This window comes from Sphingomonas flavescens, from assembly GCF_030866745.1.
GTDB lineage: Bacteria > Pseudomonadota > Alphaproteobacteria > Sphingomonadales > Sphingomonadaceae > Sphingomicrobium > Sphingomicrobium flavescens.
Map to the genome: position 1 here is coordinate 1,074,303 of NZ_CP133016.1, position 22,644 is coordinate 1,096,946.

The 22,644-nt window shown below is 64.5% G+C and carries 22 protein-coding genes and 1 tRNA gene; 10 read left to right on the plus strand and 13 right to left on the minus strand.

All coding sequences use genetic code 11. The features are described from left to right. Window positions 1-63: 63 nt before the first annotated feature. On the plus strand, window positions 64-1,464 hold the full coding sequence (locus tag QU596_RS05445; RefSeq protein ID WP_308517641.1) for a M48 family metalloprotease: 1,401 nt from the start codon (window positions 64-66) through the stop codon (window positions 1,462-1,464). Further along, window positions 1,461-2,186: a DsbA family protein gene (locus tag QU596_RS05450; protein WP_308517642.1), complete on the plus strand. Its 726-nt coding sequence runs from the start codon at window positions 1,461-1,463 to the stop codon at window positions 2,184-2,186. Before QU596_RS05445 ends, QU596_RS05450 begins: the two co-directional genes overlap by 4 nt. Here QU596_RS05450 and QU596_RS05455 read toward each other — a convergent pair. From QU596_RS05455 to QU596_RS05465, 3 genes are read right to left on the minus strand one after another with little or no spacing between them, the layout of a single operon-like run. Then, complete coding sequence (locus QU596_RS05455) at window positions 2,179-3,471, minus strand: NRAMP family divalent metal transporter (protein ID WP_308517643.1); 1,293 nt, start codon at window positions 3,469-3,471, stop codon at window positions 2,179-2,181. The two genes, QU596_RS05450 and QU596_RS05455, sit on opposite strands and share 8 nt — an antisense overlap. Before the next feature lie 34 nt (window positions 3,472-3,505). Then, window positions 3,506-4,162: an RlmE family RNA methyltransferase gene (locus QU596_RS05460; protein ID WP_308517644.1), complete on the minus strand. Its 657-nt coding sequence runs from the start codon at window positions 4,160-4,162 to the stop codon at window positions 3,506-3,508. After that, window positions 4,159-5,214 carry a Ppx/GppA phosphatase family protein gene (locus QU596_RS05465; RefSeq protein ID WP_308517645.1) on the minus strand — a complete coding sequence of 352 codons (1,056 nt, stop codon included), beginning with the start codon at window positions 5,212-5,214 and terminating at the stop codon, window positions 4,159-4,161. Before QU596_RS05465 ends, QU596_RS05460 begins: the two co-directional genes overlap by 4 nt. 144 nt (window positions 5,215-5,358) lie before the next feature. On the opposite strand from QU596_RS05465, the gene QU596_RS05470 reads away from it, so the two are divergent. Continuing rightward, window positions 5,359-5,432, plus strand: a tRNA-Gln gene (locus QU596_RS05470). 28 nt (window positions 5,433-5,460) lie between these two features. Continuing rightward, the gene (locus QU596_RS05475) at window positions 5,461-6,882 is read left to right on the plus strand and encodes a glycoside hydrolase family 43 protein (RefSeq protein WP_308517646.1); all 1,422 of its coding nucleotides are present in this window, start codon (window positions 5,461-5,463) and stop codon (window positions 6,880-6,882) included. Here the strand turns inward: QU596_RS05475 and QU596_RS05480 are convergent. Then, complete coding sequence (locus QU596_RS05480) at window positions 6,866-7,429, minus strand: GIN domain-containing protein (RefSeq protein WP_308517647.1); 564 nt, start codon at window positions 7,427-7,429, stop codon at window positions 6,866-6,868. The two genes, QU596_RS05475 and QU596_RS05480, sit on opposite strands and share 17 nt — an antisense overlap. Window positions 7,430-7,530: 101 nt before the next feature. Between QU596_RS05480 and QU596_RS05485 the strand changes: the two genes are divergently transcribed. Beyond that, the gene (locus QU596_RS05485; RefSeq protein WP_308517648.1) at window positions 7,531-8,280 is read left to right on the plus strand and encodes a glutathione S-transferase family protein; all 750 of its coding nucleotides are present in this window, start codon (window positions 7,531-7,533) and stop codon (window positions 8,278-8,280) included. Here QU596_RS05485 and QU596_RS05490 read toward each other — a convergent pair. Together QU596_RS05490 and QU596_RS05495 are read right to left on the minus strand one after the other, a co-directional pair. Next, the gene (locus QU596_RS05490) at window positions 8,277-8,780 is read right to left on the minus strand and encodes a LytR/AlgR family response regulator transcription factor (RefSeq protein WP_308517649.1); all 504 of its coding nucleotides are present in this window, start codon (window positions 8,778-8,780) and stop codon (window positions 8,277-8,279) included. The genes QU596_RS05485 and QU596_RS05490 overlap by 4 nt on opposite strands. 171 nt (window positions 8,781-8,951) lie before the next feature. Continuing rightward, window positions 8,952-9,716: a cell wall hydrolase gene (locus tag QU596_RS05495; protein ID WP_308517650.1), complete on the minus strand. Its 765-nt coding sequence runs from the start codon at window positions 9,714-9,716 to the stop codon at window positions 8,952-8,954. Between the two features lie 329 nt (window positions 9,717-10,045). Between QU596_RS05495 and QU596_RS05500 the strand changes: the two genes are divergently transcribed. Beyond that, the gene (locus tag QU596_RS05500) at window positions 10,046-10,447 is read left to right on the plus strand and encodes an EVE domain-containing protein (protein WP_308517651.1); all 402 of its coding nucleotides are present in this window, start codon (window positions 10,046-10,048) and stop codon (window positions 10,445-10,447) included. Window positions 10,448-10,461: 14 nt separating this feature from the next. On the opposite strand, the gene typA is transcribed toward QU596_RS05500, so the two are convergent. Beyond that, complete coding sequence (typA, locus tag QU596_RS05505) at window positions 10,462-12,279, minus strand: translational GTPase TypA (protein ID WP_308517652.1); 1,818 nt, start codon at window positions 12,277-12,279, stop codon at window positions 10,462-10,464. Between the two features lie 127 nt (window positions 12,280-12,406). Between typA and QU596_RS05510 the strand changes: the two genes are divergently transcribed. After that, window positions 12,407-12,631 (plus strand): plasmid stabilization protein, encoded by a 225-nt coding sequence (locus QU596_RS05510; RefSeq protein ID WP_308517653.1) that lies wholly within the window; start codon window positions 12,407-12,409, stop codon window positions 12,629-12,631. A 3-nt stretch (window positions 12,632-12,634) separates the two neighbouring features. Here QU596_RS05510 and QU596_RS05515 read toward each other — a convergent pair whose 3' ends face one another. Beyond that, the gene (locus QU596_RS05515) at window positions 12,635-13,045 is read right to left on the minus strand and encodes a MarR family winged helix-turn-helix transcriptional regulator (protein WP_308517654.1); all 411 of its coding nucleotides are present in this window, start codon (window positions 13,043-13,045) and stop codon (window positions 12,635-12,637) included. Between the two features lie 86 nt (window positions 13,046-13,131). Between QU596_RS05515 and QU596_RS05520 the strand changes: the two genes are divergently transcribed. Next, window positions 13,132-14,316: an MFS transporter gene (locus QU596_RS05520; protein ID WP_308517655.1), complete on the plus strand. Its 1,185-nt coding sequence runs from the start codon at window positions 13,132-13,134 to the stop codon at window positions 14,314-14,316. On the opposite strand, the gene QU596_RS05525 is transcribed toward QU596_RS05520, so the two are convergent. From QU596_RS05525 to QU596_RS05535, 3 genes are read right to left on the minus strand one after another with little or no spacing between them, the layout of a single operon-like run. Further along, window positions 14,276-14,908: a cytochrome b gene (locus QU596_RS05525; RefSeq protein WP_308517656.1), complete on the minus strand. Its 633-nt coding sequence runs from the start codon at window positions 14,906-14,908 to the stop codon at window positions 14,276-14,278. The genes QU596_RS05520 and QU596_RS05525 overlap by 41 nt on opposite strands. Before the next feature lie 57 nt (window positions 14,909-14,965). Continuing rightward, entirely contained in the window at window positions 14,966-15,862 is an 897-nt protein-coding gene (locus QU596_RS05530; RefSeq protein ID WP_308517657.1) for a hypothetical protein, read from the minus strand. 46 nt (window positions 15,863-15,908) lie between these two features. Then, window positions 15,909-17,990 (minus strand): 3-hydroxyacyl-CoA dehydrogenase NAD-binding domain-containing protein, encoded by a 2,082-nt coding sequence (locus tag QU596_RS05535; protein ID WP_308517658.1) that lies wholly within the window; start codon window positions 17,988-17,990, stop codon window positions 15,909-15,911. A 149-nt stretch (window positions 17,991-18,139) separates the two neighbouring features. Here QU596_RS05535 and QU596_RS05540 point away from each other — a divergent pair, with 149 nt between their 5' ends. Continuing rightward, window positions 18,140-19,132, plus strand: coding sequence for a sensor histidine kinase (locus QU596_RS05540; RefSeq protein WP_308517659.1), 993 nt, complete (start codon window positions 18,140-18,142; stop codon window positions 19,130-19,132). Here QU596_RS05540 and QU596_RS05545 read toward each other — a convergent pair whose 3' ends face one another. Together QU596_RS05545 and QU596_RS05550 are read right to left on the minus strand one after the other, a co-directional pair. Next, the gene (locus QU596_RS05545; protein ID WP_420030961.1) at window positions 19,133-20,167 is read right to left on the minus strand and encodes an NADH:flavin oxidoreductase/NADH oxidase; all 1,035 of its coding nucleotides are present in this window, start codon (window positions 20,165-20,167) and stop codon (window positions 19,133-19,135) included. A gap of 79 nt (window positions 20,168-20,246) precedes the next feature. Then, window positions 20,247-21,257 carry an LLM class flavin-dependent oxidoreductase gene (locus QU596_RS05550; RefSeq protein WP_308517661.1) on the minus strand — a complete coding sequence of 337 codons (1,011 nt, stop codon included), beginning with the start codon at window positions 21,255-21,257 and terminating at the stop codon, window positions 20,247-20,249. 225 nt (window positions 21,258-21,482) lie between these two features. Between QU596_RS05550 and QU596_RS05555 the strand changes: the two genes are divergently transcribed. Beyond that, window positions 21,483-22,643 (plus strand): acyl-CoA dehydrogenase family protein, encoded by a 1,161-nt coding sequence (locus QU596_RS05555; protein WP_308517662.1) that lies wholly within the window; start codon window positions 21,483-21,485, stop codon window positions 22,641-22,643. Window position 22,644 lies beyond the last annotated feature (1 nt).

The following is a 22,644-nucleotide window of genomic DNA, read 5'->3' on the forward strand; positions in this document are numbered from 1 at the left end:
CGGGCGGGTCGAGCGAGCGGTTTTCATGCGATGTTCAGCGGCTGGGGTGGTAAGCCGCCGCCGATGAACGCGCCGCTCGCCCGCTTCGTGCGTCTGATGATGCTGATCGTGATGCTGGGCGTCGCCGCAGCGCCACCAGCAGCCGCGCAGGATAGCGGGGGCCCAGCCCTGCTCCGGGACAGCGAGACGGAGCTGCTGTTCAAGGACATTTCGCGTCCGCTGATCAAGGCGGCAGGCCTTGATCCGAACGCGGTCGAAGTGGTCCTGCTCAACGATCCTGAGATCAATGCCTTCGTCGACCGCGGACAAACGGTCTATCTGCAATCGGGACTGATTTTCGCTGCGGATAACGTGAACGAAGTCCAGGGGGTTATCGCACACGAGCTTGGCCACGTCGCGGGTGGCCACTCCATTCGTCTGCAGAACGGCGTCAAGGAAGCGACCGGCCTGAGTATCGCCACGCTGGTGCTTGGCGCGCTCGCGATTGCGGCCGGCGCCGGGGAGGCGGCGATGGGGCTGATGGCGGCGGGACAGCAGGCCGCGATGGGCCAGTTCCTCTCATTCTCGCGGACGCAGGAAGCAACCGCCGACGCGTCCGCGATGAAATATCTCCACACCGCCGGCATCACCGGGAAGGGGATGCTGAGCTTTTTCTCGAAGCTGCAGAACCAGGAATACCGCCTCGCGATCTACGCCAAGGACAGTTACGACCGCACCCACCCGCTTTCGTCAGAGCGCATCGAGGCCCTGAAGCAAGGCTTCGAAAACGACCCCGCATGGAACACGCCCATCGATCCGAAGCTCGAGGCCCGGTTCGAGCGCGTAAAGGCGAAGCTTTACGGCTTCGCGGACCCGCGCCAAGCGGCCATCAAATATCCCGAAAGCGACCAGAGCATTCCGGCTCATTATGCACGTGCCTACGCCTATCACATGGGTGGCTATCCCGAGAAAGCGAACGCAGAAGCGGATGCGTTGCTCGCCAAGGAGCCGCAGGATCCTTTCTTCCTAGAACTCAAGGGCCAGATTCTGCTGGAAAACGGCAAGCCGAAGGAAGCGATCGCGCCGCTTCGTCAGGCAGTCGAACGCTCGGGCAAGATGCCTCTCATCTCCGCGATGCTCGGTCACGCCCTTGTCGCAACCGAAGATCCGAAGAATTATCCGGAGGCCAAGTTGGTGCTGAAGGAAGCGGTCAATCGCGACAATCGCGATCCATTTGCTTGGTACCAACTCGGCATCGTCTATGAGCAGGAGGGGGATGGATCGCGCGCGGCGCTGGCAACAGCGGAGCGCAGCAACCTGCAGAACGATCCCAAGCTTGCTTACGCCAGCGCCCAACTCGCCATGCGCGGCATTCCAGCCGGCACGCCCGACTACATCCGCGCCCAGGATATCGCGATGGTGTCGCGCGCCGAGCTTGCTAAGAAAGACAAGAAGTATCGCGATCCGAAAGAGCTGACGCAGTGAGTGAAGTGCAGGCGGCGCCCGTGCGCCGGGGTGGGTTTGGTGCAGCGCTGGCCGGCGGCATCATCGGATCGTTGCTGACGGCCGGGTTGCTCGTCTTTGCTGCTCCGTCGCTGATCGCGCCGAAGATCGTGCGTCAGGGTCTCCTGGCCGACCCGACTGTCCTTCCCGAGGCGATCGATGCGCTGCGAGACGCGCAATACCAACCGGCGTTGCAGGCCAATCGAGCGGCCATTGAAACGCCGTTCGGCAGCTCTTGGAAAGGCGCCGCCAAGCCTGAAGTCACCCTCGTCGAGTTTTTCGATTATGCCTGCCCCTATTGCAAGGCGAGCAATCCAGTCGTCGACCGCCTGCTGAAGGAAGATAAGGGCCTGCGCGTCGTCTATCGCGAATTGCCGATCCTGGGGCCCGATAGCGTCACGGCTGCCCGTCTATCGTTGCAGGCGAGCAAGCTTGGCCGGTTCGCGCAGTTCCACGACACTCTGTACGCCACTGGGCGCCCGTCGGCGCAAACCAACGCGGCCGCCGCCCAAAGCGTCGGCATCTCCGCGGAGCCCCAGCCCGATCAGGAGATCGATGCCGAGCTCAACCGCAACATGAAGCTTGCCGGTCAGCTCGGTGCGACTGGCACGCCCCTGTTCGTCGTCGGCGACAAGGTGATGAATGGTGCCGTGACGTACGAGACGATGAAATCCGCGATCGCTGCAGCGCGCGCCACTAAGTAAGCAACGTGTAGAAGAAAAAGAGGCTGGCCGCGGTCATCACCGCCGTTGCGGCCCAGCCTGCGGTCCGCAACATGGGCGACGCGGTGAACTTCCCCATGATCGCGGGACGCGTCGCCACGACCATCGTCGCAACCATCAACGGCACGGCCGCGACGCCGTTCAGCACCGCGCTCCAGTAAAGCGCCTTGATCGGGTTGGTATTTGTCCAGTCGATCAGCACGCCCGCCAAAGTGGCAATGACGATGATCGCATAGAAGCGCTTGGCGCGGCTCGGCGCATATTGCAGCCCCCCGCCCCATCCCGCCGTATCGGTGATCGCAAACGCGGCCGATCCGGCCAGAACAGGGATGGCGAGCAGGCCAGTCCCGATGATGCCAATCGCGAACAGCAGGAACGCCAGCGACCCCGCAACCGGCCGCAACGCCTCAGCGGCCTGCGCCGCCGTATCGATTTGTGTGATCCCCTGCAGGTGCAACGTGTCCGCAGTCGCAATCATGATCGCCAGTGCGACAAGGTTGGAAAACGCCATGCCCACGAAAGTGTCCAGACGCATTCGCCGGAACTGCTTCGGAGCCGCCCTGGGCGCGTCCAGCAGGCGGTGCTGGCCCGGATGATTGTCCAATTCCTCGACCTCCTGGGCGCTCTGCCAGAAGAAAAGGTAGGGACTGATCGTCGTCCCGAGGACGGCAACGATGGTGGTGATCGCCGCCTGGTCCATGCGCGTCGGCCAGACCATGCCACGCAGCGCGCCGGACCAATCGGTATGCACGACCAGCAACACGCCGACGTACGCGAACAGGCTGAGAGTCAGCCATTTCAGGACGCGGGCATAGGGGCGGTAGGGCACGAACACCTGCAGTCCCGCGACGATGACTGCAAAGGCGATGGTCATCACGTGGGTCGGACCACCGATCAGCAACTCGACCGCCGCAGCCATCGCGGCGAGATCCGCGCCGATGTTGATGACGTTGGCCAGCAGCAGGATCCCGACCAGCCCGACGACCAGCCAGCGCGGAAAGGCCTGGGTCAAGTTGCGTGCCAGGCCCGCACCCGTGACCCGGCCGATGTGTGCGCTGATCAGCTGGATGGCGCACATCAATGGATAGGTCAGGACCATCGTCCAAAGCAGGCCGTAACCGAACTGCGCGCCTGCCTGCGAATAGGTTGCGATGCCGCTTGGGTCGTCGTCGGCCGCGCCGGTGACGAGGCCAGGGCCGAGACTGTCGGCCGCCTGCACAAACCGGGTCTTGATGTCCTTGCTGTGAGCGGTCGGATGCGCGGTCATGGCTTCCCCTAGCCCGGGCAGCCCGTCTGACCAGTTACACCTCGGTCATGTTCCCCGCGCCCTTGAACCCTTGTGCCACAACATACCATTCGCTGGAATCCTTGCGGCTGGCTGGCGGCTTGGCATGCTTTACCGTCGTGAAATTGCGCTTGAGCTCGGCAACGAGGTCGTTGTCGGCGCCCCCCGCCAGGACCTTGGCGACATAGGCGCCGCCGGGCCGCAAGATTTCCTTGGCAAACTCCAGCCCTGTCTCGACGAGCGCCATGGTGCGAAGGTGATCGGTCTGCTGATGACCGACGGTGTTGGCCGCCATGTCCGAAAGCACGAGGTCCGCATCGCTGCCCAGTGCCTCGCGCAGCCGCTCGGGCGCCGCGTCGTCCATGAAGTCCATCTGCAGGATGGTGACCCCATCCAGCGGATCGGTCGGCAGCAGGTCGATCCCAACGACGGCGGCTTGCGGTATGCGGCGGCGCACCACCTGGCTCCAGCCGCCCGGCGCGATACCCAGATCCACGACGGCCTTGACCCCTTTCAGGAGGCCAAACTTTTCGTCCAGTTCGAGCAGCTTGTATGCCGCGCGGCTCCGGTAATTCTCCGCCTTCGCGCGCTGCACGTAAGGGTCGTTGAGCTGCCGTTCGAGCCAGCGGGTAGAGGAAACCTTGCGACCCTTGGCCGTCCTGACGCGCTTCACAATTGCCAGCCGTCGCGCGCCATCAGCGACCGCAGGATTCCTTCGCGAATGCCCCGGTCCGCGATGCCGAGGTTCTTCGCGGGCCAGATCTCCATGATCGCTTCCAGGATCGCGCATCCCGCCACGACCAGATCGGCGCGTTCGTTGCCGATGCAGGGCAGGCCGGAACGTTCCTCGTAATCCATGCCGGCGATCATCCCGCTAATCTTCTGCATCGCCTCGATCGGCACGTGCAGGCCATCCACCGCGCGTCGGTCATAGGATGGCAACGCCAGGTGGACGCTGGCCAACGTCGTTACCGTGCCGCTGGTCCCGAGCAGTCGAATGCCCTCTCGTTCTTCGGGCAGCATTGCGGTGAAATTGGCGAACGCGCGCCGGGCCCGCTCGCGCATACGCATGTAAGCCTTCAGGCGGTCAGGGCCCTCGAGCTGCTCCTTGCCCTCGCTCTCAGTCAGCGAAACCACGCCCCACGGCGCGCTCCACCAGGCGCGGATGCGGGGAACGCCGTCGTCCTGATCGATTAGCACAAGCTCGGTCGATCCGCCGCCAATGTCGAAGATCAGCGCTGGACCGTCGCCCGGCTCGAGCAACTTATGGCAGCCGAGCACGGCCAGCCGCGCTTCCTCCGCGGGCTCGATGATATCGAGGACGATGCCGGTTTCGTCGCGGACCCGCTCGGCGAACGCCTCGCCATTCTTCGCGCGCCGGCAGGCCTCGGTCGCGACCGATCGCACGAGCGACACGTTGCGGCGGCGCAGCTTGTCCGCACAGACTGACAGAGCGCCGACGGCGCGATCCATCGCCTCCTGTGACAGCTCTCCGGTGCGCGTTAGCCCCTCGCCCAGTCGAACGATGCGGGAAAAAGCGTCGATGACGGTAAAGCCCGAGTCATTGGGACGCGCGATCAGCAGCCGGCAATTGTTCGTACCGAGGTCGATCGCGCCATAAGTGTGACGGTGGGGCTCCCGCCGCTGCGGGAATGATTGGTCCGGCGGCCTGTCCTGCGCAGCATGATGATGCAGGACGGGCGCACTGGCGACACCTTGCGCCATGGCAGATTTCCTTCACCGCCCAAAAGAGGCGGCTGACTTGGCCGTGGTTTAATCACAATTTGCTATCTTTGGGCAAGTCCGCGAGGCCCGGCGCGGTGGCGTTGACAGCCACCCGGCTGCTTTCTATCTCGCCCGCTCCCAAGCTGCCCCGTCGTCTAATGGTAAGACTACGGACTCTGACTCCGTCAATCGTGGTTCGAATCCACGCGGGGCATCCATCCTCCTCCACGCGCATTGAAGCCGTCGATGGCCGACCAACTTTCGAGCGTAAGCGTCCGCGTCGAGAATGCGTCCGACGGATTTCGCATCGGGGTCGAGTGGAACGGCGCCGCCCGAGACTTTCTGGTGCCAACCGAGACGCAGCAGGACTTTTCGGCCTTCTACCGCGCCTTGTCCCAGGATTTTGGCACACGTCTACCGCATATCTTCGCCGGCGCCGTCGACCACCCGCCCGCCAGTTTTCCCTGGCAGCCGCTGCTGACCGAGAACGCCCATCCTAAGATCCTCGTCGGCTATGGCGACCCGGCGGTCGTGAAGACGGACGATGGCTGGTGGCTATTAGCAACGTCGAACGACGCGCCGGACGCTTTCCCGATCCTGCATTCCACCGATCTCATCCATTGGGAGCCGCGCGGGTTCGTCTTCCCTTCCGGACATGAACCCGGCTGGGCCGCGACAGGCCGCAACCGCGCCGACTTCTGGGCGCCCGAGATGCTTCCCGTCGGCGACGAATATTGGACGGTGTTCACGGCGCGCCAGGCCAGCAATGCGCTGGCCATCGGGCTCGCTAAGGCGCGGTTTCCGGAAGGTCCTTGGGTCGACAACGGCCAGCCGCTCATCGTCGGCAAGCCGGTCGATACGACGGGGCTCGGCTACGGTGCCGGCCAACCTGCGTTAAGCGGCGGCGTCATCGATTCCCACCTGTTCATCGACGCCGACGGCACGAAATATCTATTCTGGAAGGATGACACGAACAGCATCTGGCCGCGTCCGCTGGCGATGCTGCTCCGCGCCCATCCCGCGCTGATCGACAGCCTGTTCAGCGAGGAAGTGGATCGCCGGACCGCGACATTTGCCGCTGCGATCGTCCCTTGGGCTAACGCGCAGCGGCCGATGGTCCGCTTCTTCGCGATGCAACCCCTGATCGAGGCGGCACTCGCCAACTGGACGCAAGTGCGCTCGGCGCTGATGGACTTTGGCCTGGCCGGCACGATCGTCGAGGCGATGACCACGCCGGTCCGAGGCCAGCGCATTGCCGACGACGGCCGTTCGATGATCGGCGCCGATAAGCTCGTGCTTGCCAACGACCTCGATTGGGAAGGCCATCTGATCGAAGGTCCCTTCGTTACCCGCCAGGAGGGTCGATACTATCTGTTCTACGCGGGCAATGATTTCTCGACGCCCGCGTACGGCATCGGCGTCGCCGTCGCGGACCACCCGCTGGGACCCTACACGAAGCAAGGTCCTCCGCTGCTTCAGTCTACCCGTGAGTGGCTAGCGCCGGGGCATGCGTCGGTGGCGCCTGGCCTCGAAGGCAATCCGCAACTCTTCTTCCACGCCTTCCACCCTGGCACCGGCGGCTACAATTCGTTCCGCGCATTGCTAACCGCCGGCCTGGAATTCCGCGATGGTCGCGTCACCGTCGTGCCGCTTATGAGCCCTTCGTGACGGCGCCGCCGCCGCGGACCGCTGAGCTGACGCGCGGATCGCCCCAGTAGCGAACATGGCCGCCGCCGTTGATCGCGGCCGACAGGGAAGAGCGCGGCCGCACCAGGATTTCGCCACCACCATTCACGGCGGCGGAGACGCTGCCGGCCTCGACCGAGCGCGCGTCGATCTTGCCGCCGCCATTCACCGCAACCGACACCTGCGGCTGCGGCCGGAAGCCGCCCGCAGCCGTGATCAGCCCGCCACCGCTGATGCCGAGGCTCGGCACCGTCGGCGACTGGATTTCGACGCGCAGGCGATAAGTCTGCGGGCACCGCTCGTTGCAAGTATCGATTCGCAGCTGTCCGTCCCGCTCGATCCGCATGCCGGTGTACCGGCTGCTGCCCTCGACGATGGTGACCCGCTGGACCGGGCCGGGCACGACATTGACGACGCCGCCGCCGCGCAGTTGGACCGACCGAAAGTTGCCGACTGAAACGGTCTCGGCACCAATGGCCGGCACTGAAGCGGCCAGTGCCGCAGCGAAAATCGGAAGAGTGGAGCGCATGATGCGACCTTTCGAAATATGACGCTACATATGTAGCGCTACAATTGCAGCGCGTCTAGCCTTTTCTTGCGCGCGCCTGGCGACCGCTCCAAAACGCGCCGATGGATCGCGCAGTCACCATCATTGGCAGCTACGTCAGCCCCTATGTGCGCAAGGTTCTCGCCTGCCTGAACCTCAAGGGTGTCGGGTTCGAAGTCGATCCGATTACGCCCTTCTTCGGCAACGATGAATTTCGCAGGCTCAGCCCGCTCTGCCGCATCCCCGTCCTGATCGACGGTGATTTCGCCGCCAGCGATTCGAGCGTGATCTGCGGCTACATCGACGAAGCTTATTCCGGCCACGCGCTGTTGCCTGCAGACCCCAAGGATCGCGCCCGCGCGCGGTGGCTGGAAGAATTCGCCGATACGCGGCTTGGCGACGTGCTGATCTGGAGCTTGTTCTATCAAAAGATCGTCCATCCGCTCGTCTGGGGCGAACCGGGCGACCAGGCGCGGATCGACAAGGCGATTGGCCAGGATATTCCCGCCGCGCTCGACTATCTCGAGCAGCAGGCGCCGAGCGATGGCTTCCTCTTCGGCGACATTGGTATTGCCGATATTTCCGTTGCGACCTTCTTCCGCAACGGCAGCTTTGCGGGGTTTGAGATCGACGCCCAGCGCTGGCCGCGCGCGGCGCAGTGGGTCGATCGCACGCTCGGCCATCCATGCTTTGCCGACCTGTTCCGGTTCGAAGACGTGCAGCGCAATGCGGACATCAAAGGTCGGCGCCAGGCGCTCCTCGACGCGGGCGCACGTCTTACCCAACAGACGCTGGGCGAGCGCGAGCCACGGCGCGGGATGATGCGCCTTTAATGTTGGTGTCCCGAAATCCAGTGTTCGAGCCGGGTGCGTAGCGACGGCTTGGAGGGAATGAAGCCCACCTCCGGCATCGGGGCCTGTTCCGTCGGCTCGTAGAGCATTAGATTCTCCGGCATCTTCGGTCGCACCGCTTCGCGCCCGCGCAGCATGTCTTCGGCAGCCGCCAGCGACCGATGGACGTCTTCCGCCGTGAACGGCTTCATCAGGCAGCCGAGCGCCAGGTCGGGCATCGGAAACCGCGGGGCCTTGCCGCTCACGAAAAGGCACGCGACGCCGATATCGTTGAGCCGCGCCGCAACCGAAAAGCCGGTCGTGCCGTGCGCGAGGTGAAGGTCGAGCAGGACGAGATCGGGATGATATTCCTCGATCGCCGCCATCGCCTGATCGGCATCCTCCGCCATCGCCACGACGCGATATCGAGGGTTGTCCTCGACCAGATATTTCAAGGTAACGGCCAATTGGCTGTCATCTTCGACAATCAGGATGTTCAGCATCCAGCGACCCCTTCACGAGGCCGGATTTTACCCAAGTAAATCCGACACGTGGGATGCTGGCCCGCTTCTTGCGCGCTGCGAATCCCGCATGAACGAGGTTATCGCCAGCACGAACGCTGGCAGCGCCAAACGGAGGGAACGTAACCGGATTAACCGGCAGTCGCTCTTTGTCTAGCTACGGTAAAAGAGGTGCAGGCCAATCTTTTGGACCATCGCGAGGCGCCGTCCCCATGATGGCGCGACATAGGTCGCGTGATACCAAAGCACGTCGGATTCAACGCTTGGGACCACGTTAGCCATCGCCAGCCGCGCCACGCCTTGCGCACGCGCCCAGGCGGCTGAGCCTTCGTTGATCGCGGGGAACTGGCCGTTCCGGACGAAGGAGAATTGCCACGGCTGCTTGACGACGCTGCACCAGTCGGTGGGATAGCGGCCCGAGGCGGCGCGATTCATCACCACCCGAGCGACAGCCAGCTGGCCCTCGAGGCTCTCGCCGCGCGCCTCGAAATAGACGGCGGTCGCCAGGCAGTTGCCTTGCTCGTCGAGTGGGGCGCCAACACTGTATTTGTCGACCAGCGCGTACAGCGGCCAGCCGGCCTTGTAGAGCCAGGCAGCCTCGCGCTCGATCGAGGTCGAGACTGGCGCGGACGCAGGGGCTTGCGCCAACACTGCGCGCTGGACAATCGGCTTTGGCATCGGAGCGCCAAGCAGCGCATCTGTCGGGCCGCCCGTGCTCGACGGCAGGGCCGCCAGCGTCGCTGGCTGAACGCTAATCGTGGACGCCGCAACAGTGGCGGCCGGCGCGCTGTCCAGTGCTTTCACGGCTGTCGAAATGTTGCGCAGAGCGCTCAAATCTTCCGCCGCCGCGCCGGTGCTTCCCGCAAACAGCAACAGACCGGCGATCACGGACGCAACGCGTCCGCTGGCTGACTTCATCACTCTGTATCTAGCCCTTACTGGCGGGATGACCCCGCTGGAGGCGCTGCAAAAGCGCGCTTGAATTCCAGCGGGGCGTCACCCCGTCTGGCCGGTTCGGCTCCCTGCCGAGCGGCCGCTCTCAATCCGCTGATGGACTTGTTATGGGATGGCCTTCTCGAGTCCAAGCGTTCGGCGATGAATCGTTCGACTCGCGGGACGGAATCGGGAACTAACTGTAAAACATACGCTTTTTTGACTTATCCACACGAACTCTACGCGCTTCGTCGATGCTATCGCTCGGCTCACCGAGACGCTATCGGCCTCTGTCTCGGAAGGAGACGAATGGCGTGGCGCGTTGGCTGATGAAATCGGAGCCCGAGGCCTACAGCTGGGCCGATCTGGCCCGCGACGGCGGGACGGAATGGGACGGCGTGCGCAACAATGCCGCAAGGATCCATCTCCGCGCGATGAAAGTCGGCGACGAAGCATTCCTCTATCACAGCATGTCGGACAAGGCGGTCGTCGGCATCATGCGCGTCGTTCGCGAAGGGCAGCCCGACCCCAAGGACGCCAATTGGGTGTCCGTCCGCGTCGAACCCGTTCGCAAGCTCGAACACCCGGTCACGCTCGCCGAGATCAAGGCCGAGCCGTCACTCGCCAAGATGGAGCTGATTCGCCAGTCACGCCTGTCGGTCGCGCCGGTGCGCGACGACGAATGGGACAAGGTGCTCGAGCTGGCGAAGGCCTAGCCCGAGCCTGAACCTTATGCCGCTTCGAGCTTGCGCGCCTCGCGCTTGCGCTCATGCGGGTCGAGGTAGCGCTTGCGGATGCGGATCGCCTTGGGCGTCACTTCCACCAGCTCGTCGTCCTGGATGTAGGCGATCGCCTGCTCTAGGCTCATCCGCTTCGGCGGCGTCAGGCGGATGCCCTCGTCCTTGCCCGAAGCACGGAAGTTGGTGAGCTGCTTGGACTTCAGCGGATTGACCTCAAGGTCCTGCGGCTTCGCATTCTCGCCGATGACCATGCCCTCGTAAAGCATCTCACCCGGCGACACGAACAGGATGCCGCGCTCTTCCAGTGCGTTCAGCGCGTAAGGCACGGCGGACCCCTGCTCCATCGAGATAAGCACCCCGTTCTGACGGCCGCTGATCGGCCCCTTGTGCGGGCCGTACTTCTCGAACAGCCGATTCATGATGCCCGTGCCGCGGGTGTCGGACAGGAACTCGCCGTGATAGCCGATCAGGCCGCGCGACGGTGCCGAGAAGGTCAGGCGCGTCTTGCCACCGCCCGAGGGGCGCATGTCGGTCATCTCCGCCTTGCGCATGGCCATCTTGTCGATGACCGTGCCGGAAAACTCGTCGTCGACGTCGACGACCACCGTCTCGTACGGCTCCTCGCGGCCCGACGGACCGTCACGGAACAGCACGCGCGGACGGCTGATGCCGAGTTCGAAGCCTTCGCGGCGCAAAGTCTCGATCAGCACGCCCAGCTGAAGCTCGCCGCGGCCGGCGACTTCATACGCCTCGCCGCCGACGGTCTCGGTCACGCGGATCGCGACATTACCCTCGGCTTCGCGCATCAGGCGGTCGCGGATCACGCGGCTCTGCACCTTGTCGCCGTCCTTGCCCGCAAACGGGCTGTCGTTGACCGCGAAGGTCATGCTCAGCGTCGGCGGATCGATTTCGCGCGCGTGCAGCGGGTCGGTGATCGCCGGCGTGCCGATCGTGTTTGAAACCGTAGCCTTCATCAGGCCCGCGATGGCGACGATGTCGCCCGCCTTGGCCGTTTCGACCGGAACCCGCTCCAGGCCCTGGAACGCGAACAGCTTAGTCACGCGGCCGTCCTCGACGACGTTGCCATTGACGTCCATCGCGCGGATCGGATCGTTGATGTTGAGCGTGCCGCTCTCGATGCGGCCGGTCAGGATACGGCCGAGGAAGTTGTCGCGGTCGAGCAGCGTCGCGAGCATCTTGAACTCGCCCTCGGGATCCAGCGCCGGCGCCGGCACATGGTCGACGATCGTCTGGAACAGCGGCGTCAGGTCGCCCTCGCGCACGTCGTCGGTGCGGCCGGCATAGCCCGCACGCCCCGAAGCGTAGAGCGTCGGAAAGTCGAGCTGCTCGTCATTGGCTTCGAGGTTGAGGAACAGCTCGAACACCTCATCGAGCACTTCCGGCGCGCGCGCGTCCGGACGGTCGATCTTGTTGACCACGACGATCGGCTTCAGGCCAAGCGACAGCGCCTTGCCGGTCACGAACTTGGTCTGCGGCATCGGCCCTTCGGCGGCATCGACCAGAAGGATCACGCCGTCGACCATGCTCAGGATGCGCTCCACTTCGGCACCAAAGTCGGCGTGGCCCGGCGTATCGACGATGTTGATATGCGTGCCGTTCCACTCGACGCTGGTGCACTTCGCCAGGATCGTGATCCCCCGCTCTTTCTCGAGGTCGTTCGAATCCATCGCGCGCTCCTCGACGCGCTGGTTCTCGCGGAAGGTGCCCGACTGGCGGAAAAGCTGGTCGACAAGGGTCGTCTTGCCATGATCGACGTGCGCGATGATCGCGACGTTGCGCAAATTCATTGTGATTTTCCGGAAAAAAGAATGTGGCGGCCCCATAGGCAAAAGTGCGCGATGTTGCAACGCAGCATGGCACATGGTCCAAGTTCAAACGTTTGCATGACCGAACAACGATCGAAGGAGGCGAGTGATGCCCCGAGGTGCGTACACGGCCAAGCAGGAACGCAAGGCCGACCATATCGAAAAAAGCTACGAGAAGCGCGGCGTCGGCAAGAAGGAAGCCGAAGAGCGGGCGTGGCGGACGGTCAACAAGCAGGACAAGGGTGGCAAGAACGAAGGCTCGGGCCGTTCGTCGAGCCGCAGCGCCGCCGCCAAAAAGGGTTGGGAAACCCGTCGCCGCAACGGGAACGGCTAAGCGTCAGTTACCGCGTTCGAGGATTTCGATCGCGCGTTCGACGGCGCGGAGTTCGCTCTGCGCCAGCCGGCCCATTTTTTCCCGCAGGGACTTGCCGCCCGCCACGCGCGAGGCGAGTTGATCCTTCCCATCCTGCGTAAGCCGGAGGCATAACCGCCGCCGGTTGTCGGGATCTTGCGTCCGCTCGACCAGCCCGGCCCGCACCAGCGCATCGACCGAGCGGCTTACGGCCGGCGCTCCCCGTCCAATGGTGTCGGCAACCTGGTTGAGCGTCGCTGGCTCCTTGCTCGCAATTGCTCCGAGCAGCTTGCGCCGCGCGCGGTCGACCCGCTCATTGGGACCTTCGACCACCCATTGATGGGTGACGGCGGTGAAGCGCGCAGCCAGCGCCTCAGGCGAGCTATTGCCGAACATCGTTGCAGCCTAACAAATATTTGGGGCGGCGCAACGTTGCCGGATGTTCAGTTGCCTCGTCCAGCGTTTGCCCGCATTTCGCGACAATGTCGCAGCGTCCCCCGCTTCCCCGCAACGTCTGGATCCTCGGCTTCGTCAGCCTGTTCATGGACCTTTCGAGCGAGATCTATCACTCCCTGCTGCCCGCCTTCATTACATTGGTGCTCGGCCTTCCCGCGACCGCGCTGGGCGCGATCGATGGCGTCGCCGAAGCGACCGCCAACTTCGCCAAGCTTTATGCCGGCCGCCTCTCAGACCGCAGCCAGAAACGCAAACCGTGGATCATGGCCGGCTACGGCCTCGCCGCCCTGAGCAAGCCGCTGTTTCCGCTTGCGGCTAGTGCGCCGGCGGTCATGGTCGCGCGCTTCGTTGACCGCATCGCCAAAGGCGTTCGCGGCAGCCCGCGCGACGCAATGGTCGCCGACGAGACGCCGCCGGAAATCCGCGGCCGCGCATTCGGCCTGCGTCAATCGCTCGATACCGTTGGCGCCCTGCTTGCACCGCTGGTCGCCATCGGCCTCATGGCCTTGCTCGCCAACAACATCCGGACCGTCTTCTGGATTGCCGTGGTCCCGGCGGGCATCTCGTTCCTGCTCGCTTGGCTGGCCCTGCGCGAACCCGAACAGCACATTGCTTCAAGCAAGAAGTCACCATTATTTGCGGGCTTCCGCGACCTCGACAAGGACACGAAGCGGCTTCTTCAGGTTGGCTTCCTGTTCAGCCTTGCGCGCTTCTCCGAGGCATTCCTCATCCTGAAGGGCATCGATGTCGGTTTGAACGAAACGATGTCGCCGCTGACCCTCGCAGTCTTCAATCTCGCTTATGTTGTCTTAGCCTATCCCGCCGGCATCCTCAGCGACCGCGTGCCGCCGCGCACGATCCTGATGAGTGGCATCGTGTTGCTGATCGCCGGCAACCTCATTCTTGCGCGCGCGGAAAGTTTCACTGGCCTCGTGCTCGGCACGGTCCTGTGGGGCGCGCATATGGCACTGACCCAAGGCATCTTTTCGCGCATGATCGCCGACAGCGCGCCCGAAAATTTGCGGGCGACGAGCTTCGGCGCCTTCTACTTCGTGACCGGTATCGCGGGGCTGCTCGCCAGCCTTGGTGCCGGTTGGCTATGGGACCGCGAAGGTGCGTCAGCAACCTTCTACACCAGCGCAATGCTTGCTGCGGTCGCGTTGGCGATGCTCAGCCTGCTGCAGACGGACGATCGTCGCCCTGTCCGATGACGACGTGCTCCCCGTGGCGCGGCTGGAACGGCGGCATGCGCCCCGACGCCGACGAGCGGTCCACGAACTGGTGCTTGAGCGCCGCTCCGGCGTGAACGACGATCAATGCGATCAGGACCCACGCCAGCGCCTCGTGAAGCCCACCGGCCGTCTCCGCCATCGACTCCGAAATTCCGGGGATGACCGGCAGCGGGACGCCACCGAGCAGCGGCGTCGTCGGCCCTTTCGCGTGGCCTGAAACGGCGACCAAACCGCCGATCGGCAGACCGATCAGCAGGATGTAGAAAATGCGGTGATTCCACACCGCCGCCGCGCGCTCCCACTTTGGCAGGTCCGCGGGGAATTCCGGCGGCGGGTTCATCATTCGATAGGTCAGCCGCGCCAGCGTCGCGAGCAGGATCAGCGCGCCGATCGTCTTGTGCCATGTGAAAAGTTGCGCGCGTTCCGGCCCCGGCGCCATGTCGCCAAAGCTGAGGCCCAACCAGATCTGGAAGAGGACCAGTACCGCCGTGATCCAGTGGATCGCGACCGCCATATTCGAATAGCGCCGCACAGGCTCACTGGGCACCGCCTCCTCGATCATTCTGTCCATGGCCTGCTCCTCTTGGTGAGAACCGATACGACAGAGATTGGTTCGTTTCCACGCGAACTAGTTGAAGAGGCGTTCAATCCTGATGGCCAGGCTGGCATCGAACCCAAGCGCAAGTTCACCGGCCGGTAGCGGCACGAGGTGCAGGCGCCACAATGTGCCCTCTCGCGGCTGAAGGAGAAGGCGGGCCGGCCCGCTTCCGCGGTGCGAGGGATGGCTGAAGCGATCGATCAGGCGCTGCAACTGCCGGTCGTCAATTTCGCTGGCGGCGGAAATCCTCGCGCCCCGCATGACCAGCGGCGTTCCGCGCTCGATATGCTCGAGACCCGCGTCGCTCATGCCACAGACCCAGCCATGCTTGTTGAGCAGCACGACCGGCGCTGACGACTGTTCGAGCGCGTCGAATCGCAACTTCGTGCCCTGACCCGCCATTGCCATCTCAGCGCGCAGCGCTCGTCCAAGATCGACGATCAAATGCTGGAACCGGCCGACCATCGCCGGGTCGGCGGCCCCGTCCCGCTTGCCCCGCATCACGGCGAGCCCGATGAAGCCGGCCACATTCTGGCTGAAGATGGTCTGGCAGCCGTAAGGCATGTCCAGCTGATGCGACGCCTCGCAATAATCCCCTGACCCATGCCGCTTGCGATAGCCACGGTAATGCTCGTCGTGCTGGACTTCGAACGGTTTTGTGGTGACGCCCACGCGCCAGTTCGACCGACCCCACATCGCCGGGTCTGAAAAATATCGATCGACCTCGGCCTGGTCGAAACCGGCGATCATGTTCAGCGAGGGGACGGCGCCGCCCAGGCACACGAGGTTCGCGCCGCGGCTCCGCGTCGCGCGCGCGACCATGTCGATCGCGCGCAGCCATCCGCCGTCCACGAACGGCGCATTGCGGACGGCAAGCTTGGTTTCGGTAAGAAAGGCGCGGTCACGCGGACCTTCGGACGCGTACATTCAGCCGTTGTGAAACGGGCGGACATACCTGTCCACCCGCAGCGAACTACTTGCCGAACTTCTCGCCCTTGGCAGCCTTGTCGAGCAGCAGCTGCGAGAAGCTGAAGTCCGGCTTCATCCGCTCTTCCTGCCGCTTCAGGCCGTCGACGATGGCCTGCAGCCCTTCCGTATCGGCCCAGAACATCGGGCCGCCGCGATAGACCGGCCATCCGTAGCCATAGACCCACACCACATCGATGTCCGACGCGCGCTGGGCGATGCCCTCTTCCAGGATCTTCGCGCCTTCGTTGACCATCGTGTATAGCGTCCGCTCGACGATCTCCTGGTCGCTGATCTCGCGCCGCTCGACGCCCTGCTTCTTCGCGAAGTCCTCGATGATCTGCTGCACGACCGGCGACGGGGTCGGCCGCCGCTTTTCGTCATAATCGTAGAAGCCGGCGCCCTTCTTCTGGCCCCAGCGGTCGATCGCGCACAAAGCGTCCCGCACATTCTCGATCCGGTTCGGATCACGGTGCCAGCCGATATCGACGCCCGCGAGGTCGGCCATCTGGAACGGCCCCATCGGCATGCCGAACTCGACATGCACGCGGTCGACCTGTTCGGGACTCGCGCCCTCCAGCAGCAGCTTGGTCGCCTCGATCTGCCGCGGCATCAGCATGCGATTGCCGATGAACCCGTGGCACACGCCAGCGACCACCGGCACCTTCTTGATGCGCTTGCCAAGCTGCATGGCGGTCAACAGCACGTCCGGCGACGTCTTGTCCCCGCGCACCACCTCCAGCAGCTTCATCACGTTGGCCGGCGAGAAGAAGTGCATGCCGACCACGTCGCCCGGCCGCGAGATGCTCGACGCGATCTCGTTGATGTCGAGATAGGACGTGTTGGACGCTAGGATCGCGCCCGGCTTGGCGATCTTGTCCAGCCGGCCGAAGATTTCCTTCTTCACGTCCATATTCTCGTAGACCGCCTCGATGATAAGGTCGCAGTCGGCGAGCGCCGCGAAATCCAGCGTCGGCTGCAGATAGCCCATCGCCTGCTCGACCTGCTGCGCCGTCATCCGCCCCTTGGACGCGGTCGCCTCATAGTTCTTGCGCATGATGCCCGCACCGCGGTCGAGCGCCTCCTGGTTCATCTCGACGATCGTCACCGGAATGCCGGCGCTAAGGAAGTTCATCGAAATGCCGCCGCCCATCGTCCCGGCGCCGATCACCCCGACCTTCTTGATGTCGCGCGGCCGCACGTCGTCGGCGAGGCCCTCGATCTTGTTCGCCTTGCGCTCGGCGAAGAAGAAATATTGCTGCGCCTTGGCCTGCGTGCCGCTCATCAACTCCATGAACAGCTTGCGCTCTTCGATGACACCCTCGGCATAGGGCTTCTCGCAGGCGGCCTTGACCGCCTCGACATTCTTCAGCGGCGCTTCGAAGCCGCGGAACTTGCGTCCGTTCTCCTTGACGAAGGTCTCGAAGACATCGGCTGTGCAATCGTTGAGCCGGTCCTGCCGCTCGCTACTCTTGGGCAGCGGCCGCACATCGCGCACCTCCTCGGCATAGGCCACCGCATGCGGAAGCAGCTCGCCCTCGACCAGGCGGTCGATCAAGCCGCAATCGAACCCGTCCTTGGCGCCGATCGGATTGCCGGTGGCGCACATCTCCAGCGCTTTCCGCACACCCGCCACGCGCGGCAGCCGCTGCGTTCCACCCGCACCGGGCAGCAGCCCGAGCTTCACTTCAGGCGTTCCCAATTTCGCGGTCGGGAGCGCAACCCTGTAATGGCTGGCCAGCGCGACCTCGAGCCCGCCGCCAAGCGCCGTACCATGGATCGCCGCCACCACGGGCTTGCTGCAATTCTCGATGATGTCGACGACCGTCGGCAGCGGCTGCTCAAACGCTTTGGGCGTGCCGAATTCCGACACGTCGGCACCGGCGAAAAAGGTCTGTCCTTCGCAGGCGATGACCACCGCCTTCACGCTATCGTCGGCCTCGGCCTCTCCGATCGCCGCGACGAGTCCCTGCCGAACGGCCAGGCCCAGCGCGTTTACCGGCGGATTGTTGGACAGGACGATCAGCACGTCGCCGTGCTTGCGGGTCGAAATCGGGCTAGTGGTCGGCGCGTCGCGAACGTCGGTCATGATGGCGGGTCTCCTGTGGGCGCGGGCTAATGCGCTGCTGACACCCTTGCAAGTCCGCGCGGGCAGCACCCAGCCAGGGCGTCGTCATGGCGCGTCCACTTGCCGTTCATGCGCGCGCGCCGAAACAGCCGTCGTCCGGCAGGAAGATCATGCGTACAATCGATAATCGCGCGCTCGAAGCCTCGCACGCCTTCCTGCTTAAGCGCCGTTCGCTGTCTCTCCGCATCATTCTGGCCCTCGCCGCGGCCGCCATCGCGCTATCGGTGCAAGCCGCCATGACGCCCGTCATCGGCAGCGACAAATTTGTACTGTGGCTGGTGCCGATGATCCTCGTCCTGGCACTGACACTGGGCGGATCGGTCGCGCTGCTCGCCCTCATCGTCGCAATCGGGGTCGATTGGTTCGTCTACGTCGGCGAGCCGATGACCTTCGCGCTCGATCGCGCCGAGGCGGTGTTGATCGTCGGCTCGCTGGTCGATGCGTTGCTCGTCATCCTCGTCTGCGTCGTCGTCCGCGCGCTGGCTATCCGCTCGGCCATCGCCATCGAAGACCATCGCGTCCTGTCTGGCGAGTTGCGGCACCGCATCCGTAATATGCTCACCGTCATCGGATCGATCGCCCGCCAGAGCTTCCGTCCCGACGCACCGGTGCAGGACGGCTGGCAGAAATTCGACGCGCGGCTCGCCGCGCTCGCGGATGTCCATGGCCTCGCCAGTCACGGCGAAGCCAAGCCGGTCGCCCTGCGAGAGATGATCGATCATGCGCTGGCGCCTTTCGATGCGCCCGGAGCAGGACGCGCAACGGTCGAAGGGCCCGACGTCATGCTCCAGGCTGAGGCGGTCATGCCTTTCCGTCTTGCCATCCACGAGCTCGCTACCAATGCCCTCAAATATGGCGCGTTCAGCCAGCCTGCGGGTCGTCTTCGCGTCTCATGGTTCGACGATGCCGGACAGTTTGAATTTCATTGGACGGAGACTGGCTGCCAAATAGCGTCGCCGCCTAAGCGCACGGGCTTCGGCTCGCGCATCATTCGCCAGTATCTCGCCTCGCGGCTGGGCGGTACGTCTGCGCTTGACTTCGCCCCAGACGGTTTGCGCGTCCAAATCGACGCACCCGCCGCCAACGTCATCGACCCGGGCTGATCACTCGCCCAAATCGAACAGGTCGCGGCGGCCGCGCGGGGCTGCGCGATGATATTGCGGCGGCGCCTGCACCTTCGCGCCGAGATGCGCCGCGGCGTGCCAGGGCCAGCGCGGATCATAGAGGACGCCCCGCGCAAGCGCGACCATGTCAGCATCGCCGGTGCCGACGATCGCCTCCGCCTGCTCGTAATCGGTGATCAGCCCGACCGCGACGACCGGCATGTTCACCACCTGCTTCACCGCGCGCGCCAGCGGCACCTGGTAGCTCGGCCCGACCGGGATCGTCTGGCGCGGATCGAGCCCGCCGCTGGACACGTGGATCGCCGCGCAACCGCGCGCCTCCAGCGCCCGCGCGAACTCGATGGTCTGCTCGATGTCCCAGCCGCCCTCGACCCAGTCTGTCGCGGACACGCGCATCGTCACCGGCCGATCCGCCGGGAATGCCGCGCGCACCGCGTCGAACACTTCCAGCGGAAACCGCATCCTGTTCTCCAGGCTGCCGCCATATTCGTCGTTGCGCTGGTTGGAGAGCGGCGACAGGAACTGGTGCAGCAGATAGCCGTGCGCGCCGTGCAATTGCACTGCGGCGAGCCCCAGCCGACCGGCGCGCACCGCCGCATCGGCGAACGCCTGCCGGATGCGATCCAGCCCCGCGCCGTCCAGCGCCATCGGCGGGTTCTCGCCCGCTTCGAACGGCAGCGCCGAAGGCGCTTCGGTCTGCCAGCCATGCTCATGGTCGGGCGCGATCTGCTTGCCCCCGAACCACGGCTTGTCGGTCGACGCCTTCCGCCCGGCATGGCCGAGCTGGATGGCGATCGGCATGTCCGACCAGCGCCGGACGCTCGCCAGCACGCGCGCCATCGCTTCTTCGTTGGCGTCGGACCACAGACCCGTATCGCCATAGCTGATCCGACCCTCGGGCGTGACGCCCGTGGCCTCGATCGTCAGCAGCGCCGCGCCAGACAATGCCAGATGGCCCAAGTGAATCGTGTGCCAGTCGGTCATCGACCCATCCTCGGCCGAATATTGGCACATCGGGGCGATCACGATGCGGTTGGCGAGCTTGAGTCCGCCGACCTCCAGCGGACTGAACAATGCAGACAAAGGAGAACTCCTACTGAGCGGGCACAGCGGCAGGCTGCTGCACGGCCTGCATGAGCAATTCGTACGAACGCAGCCGCGCCTGATGATCGAAGACCTGCGCGGTGACCATCAACTCGTCGGGCTTGGTCCGCTCGACGAATTCCTCGACCTGCCGCCGTGCTGTTTCCGGGCTGCCGATTGCCGATACGGACAGGACGGAGCGCAGGATCGCGCGCGCCTCGAGCGGAAGCTCGTCGGTATAGCCGCGCTTGGGCGGCGGGAGCTGGATCGGATGGCCTGTGCGCAACGCCACAAATGCCTGCTGCACCGAGGTCGCCAGCAATTCAGCTTCCTCGTCGCTGTCGGCGACGATCGCGTTGAAGCCGAGCATGACGTAAGGCTCGGCGAGCTGCTCGGACGGCTCGAAGCGCTCGCGATAGATCTTGATCGCCTCCATCATCATCTGCGGTGCAAAGTGCGACGCGAAGGCGTAGGGCAGGCCCAGCGACGCCGCGAGCTGCGCGCCGAACAGGCTCGATCCCAAGATCCACAGCGGAATGCTCAGACCTTCGCCGGGAATGGCACGCACCCGGCCATTCTCGCCGCGGAAATAGCGCATCAGTTCGACGACATCCTGCGGGAACTGGTCGGCATCCGACGACAGGTTGCGCCGCATCGCATAGGCCGCCGCCTGGTCCGTGCCGGGCGCGCGGCCCAGCCCCAGATCCACGCGGCCGGGATAAAGCGACTCCAGCGTACCGAACTGCTCGGCAATGATCAGCGGAGCATGGTTCGGCAGCATGATTCCGCCAGCCCCAATGCGGATGGTCGAGGTCTGCGAACCGACGTAGCTAAGTGCCACCGCCGTCGCCGCGCTGGCGATCCCCGGCATAGAATGATGCTCGGCCATCCAAAAGCGCTGGTAACCCAACTCTTCCGCATGCCGCGCCAGATCGGCGGAGTTGCGGAGAGATGTCCCCGTGTCGCTGCCCTGAGGCACTGGCGACAGGTCAAGGACGGACAGGGGAATTTGAACCATCATCGCGATGTGGGCCTGCGCGCCGCGGATTCAACGTTGCGATCTGCAACGGATGCCGTAACTTTCCTAATAGGACTTGCCGTGCTTGGGTGGCGCCACCAGCCGCGAGCGGCACTTTCTACGCCCTCGACTGAAGCGCGCACTGACGCTTAAGTTCACGGGAAACGCGCTGCATGGCGTGAACTTAATGGCGATAAGCACAATCACCTTGTGCGGCGGGAGAGCAGAATGATGGCCGATCTCGACGAATTTCGCCAAGCTACGCGCGATTGGCTCGAAAATAACTGTCCGCAGGAGATGCGGCAGCCACTTTGCTCGGAAGAAGACGTCTGCTGGGGCGGCCGCAACTGGACCTTTGCCTCGGACGCGCAGCGCCAATGGCTGCAGGTCATGGCCGAGCGCGGCTGGACCGTTCCCGACTGGCCGAAGGCATATGGCGGCGGCGGCCTCTCGCCGGATGAGACTCGAATCCTCAAGCAGGAAATGACACGGATCGGCGCGCGCCCGCCGTTGACCAGCTTCGGCATCTCCATGCTCGGGCCTGCCCTGCTGAAGTTCGGGACCGAAGAGCAGAAGAAGCATTACCTCGGCCAGATCGCTCGCGGCGAGATCCGCTGGTGCCAGGGTTATTCGGAGCCCGGCGCCGGGTCCGACCTCGCGGGACTTCAGACCAAGGCGGAGGATCATGGCGATCACTGGGTCGTCAACGGTCAGAAGGTGTGGACCAGCTACGCCGACAAGGCCGACTGGATCTTCTGTCTCGTCCGCACCTCCACCGAATCCAAGCAAGGCGGCATCAGCTTCCTGCTGTTCGACATGCAGTCGCCGGGCGTCTCGACCAAGCCGATCCTGCTGATCAGCGGCTCCTCGCCCTTCTGCGAGACCTTCTTCGACGACGTGAAGGTGCCGAAGTCGCAGATCGTCGGAGAAGTGAACAAGGGCTGGGACGTCGCCAAATATCTGCTCGGTCACGAACGCGAGATGATCGCCGGCATGGGGCTCGGCACCGGCGGCAAAAGTGTCACGCTCGGCCCGGTGATCAAGCCGGGCGACCCCTTCCTTCGCGCAGAGATCGCCGCGTTTGATGTCGACGCCCTCGCCTTCGCGGCAATGAGCGAACGCTTCGCCGCCATGTGGAAGGCCGGCGAGGCGCACACCGCCTCGCCCAGCATGATGAAATATGCCGGGACCGAGCTGAACAAGCGCCGCAACGAGCTGTCGATGGCGGGCGGCGGCAGCGACGCGCTGGAGTGGGAAAGCGAGCGCTCGCGGAAAGGCCGGACACCGCGCGACTGGCTGCGCAGCAAAGGCAATTCGATCGAAGGCGGCACGAGTGAGATCCAGCTCAATATCGTCGCCAAGCATATCCTTCGCCTGCCGGGAGCCTGAG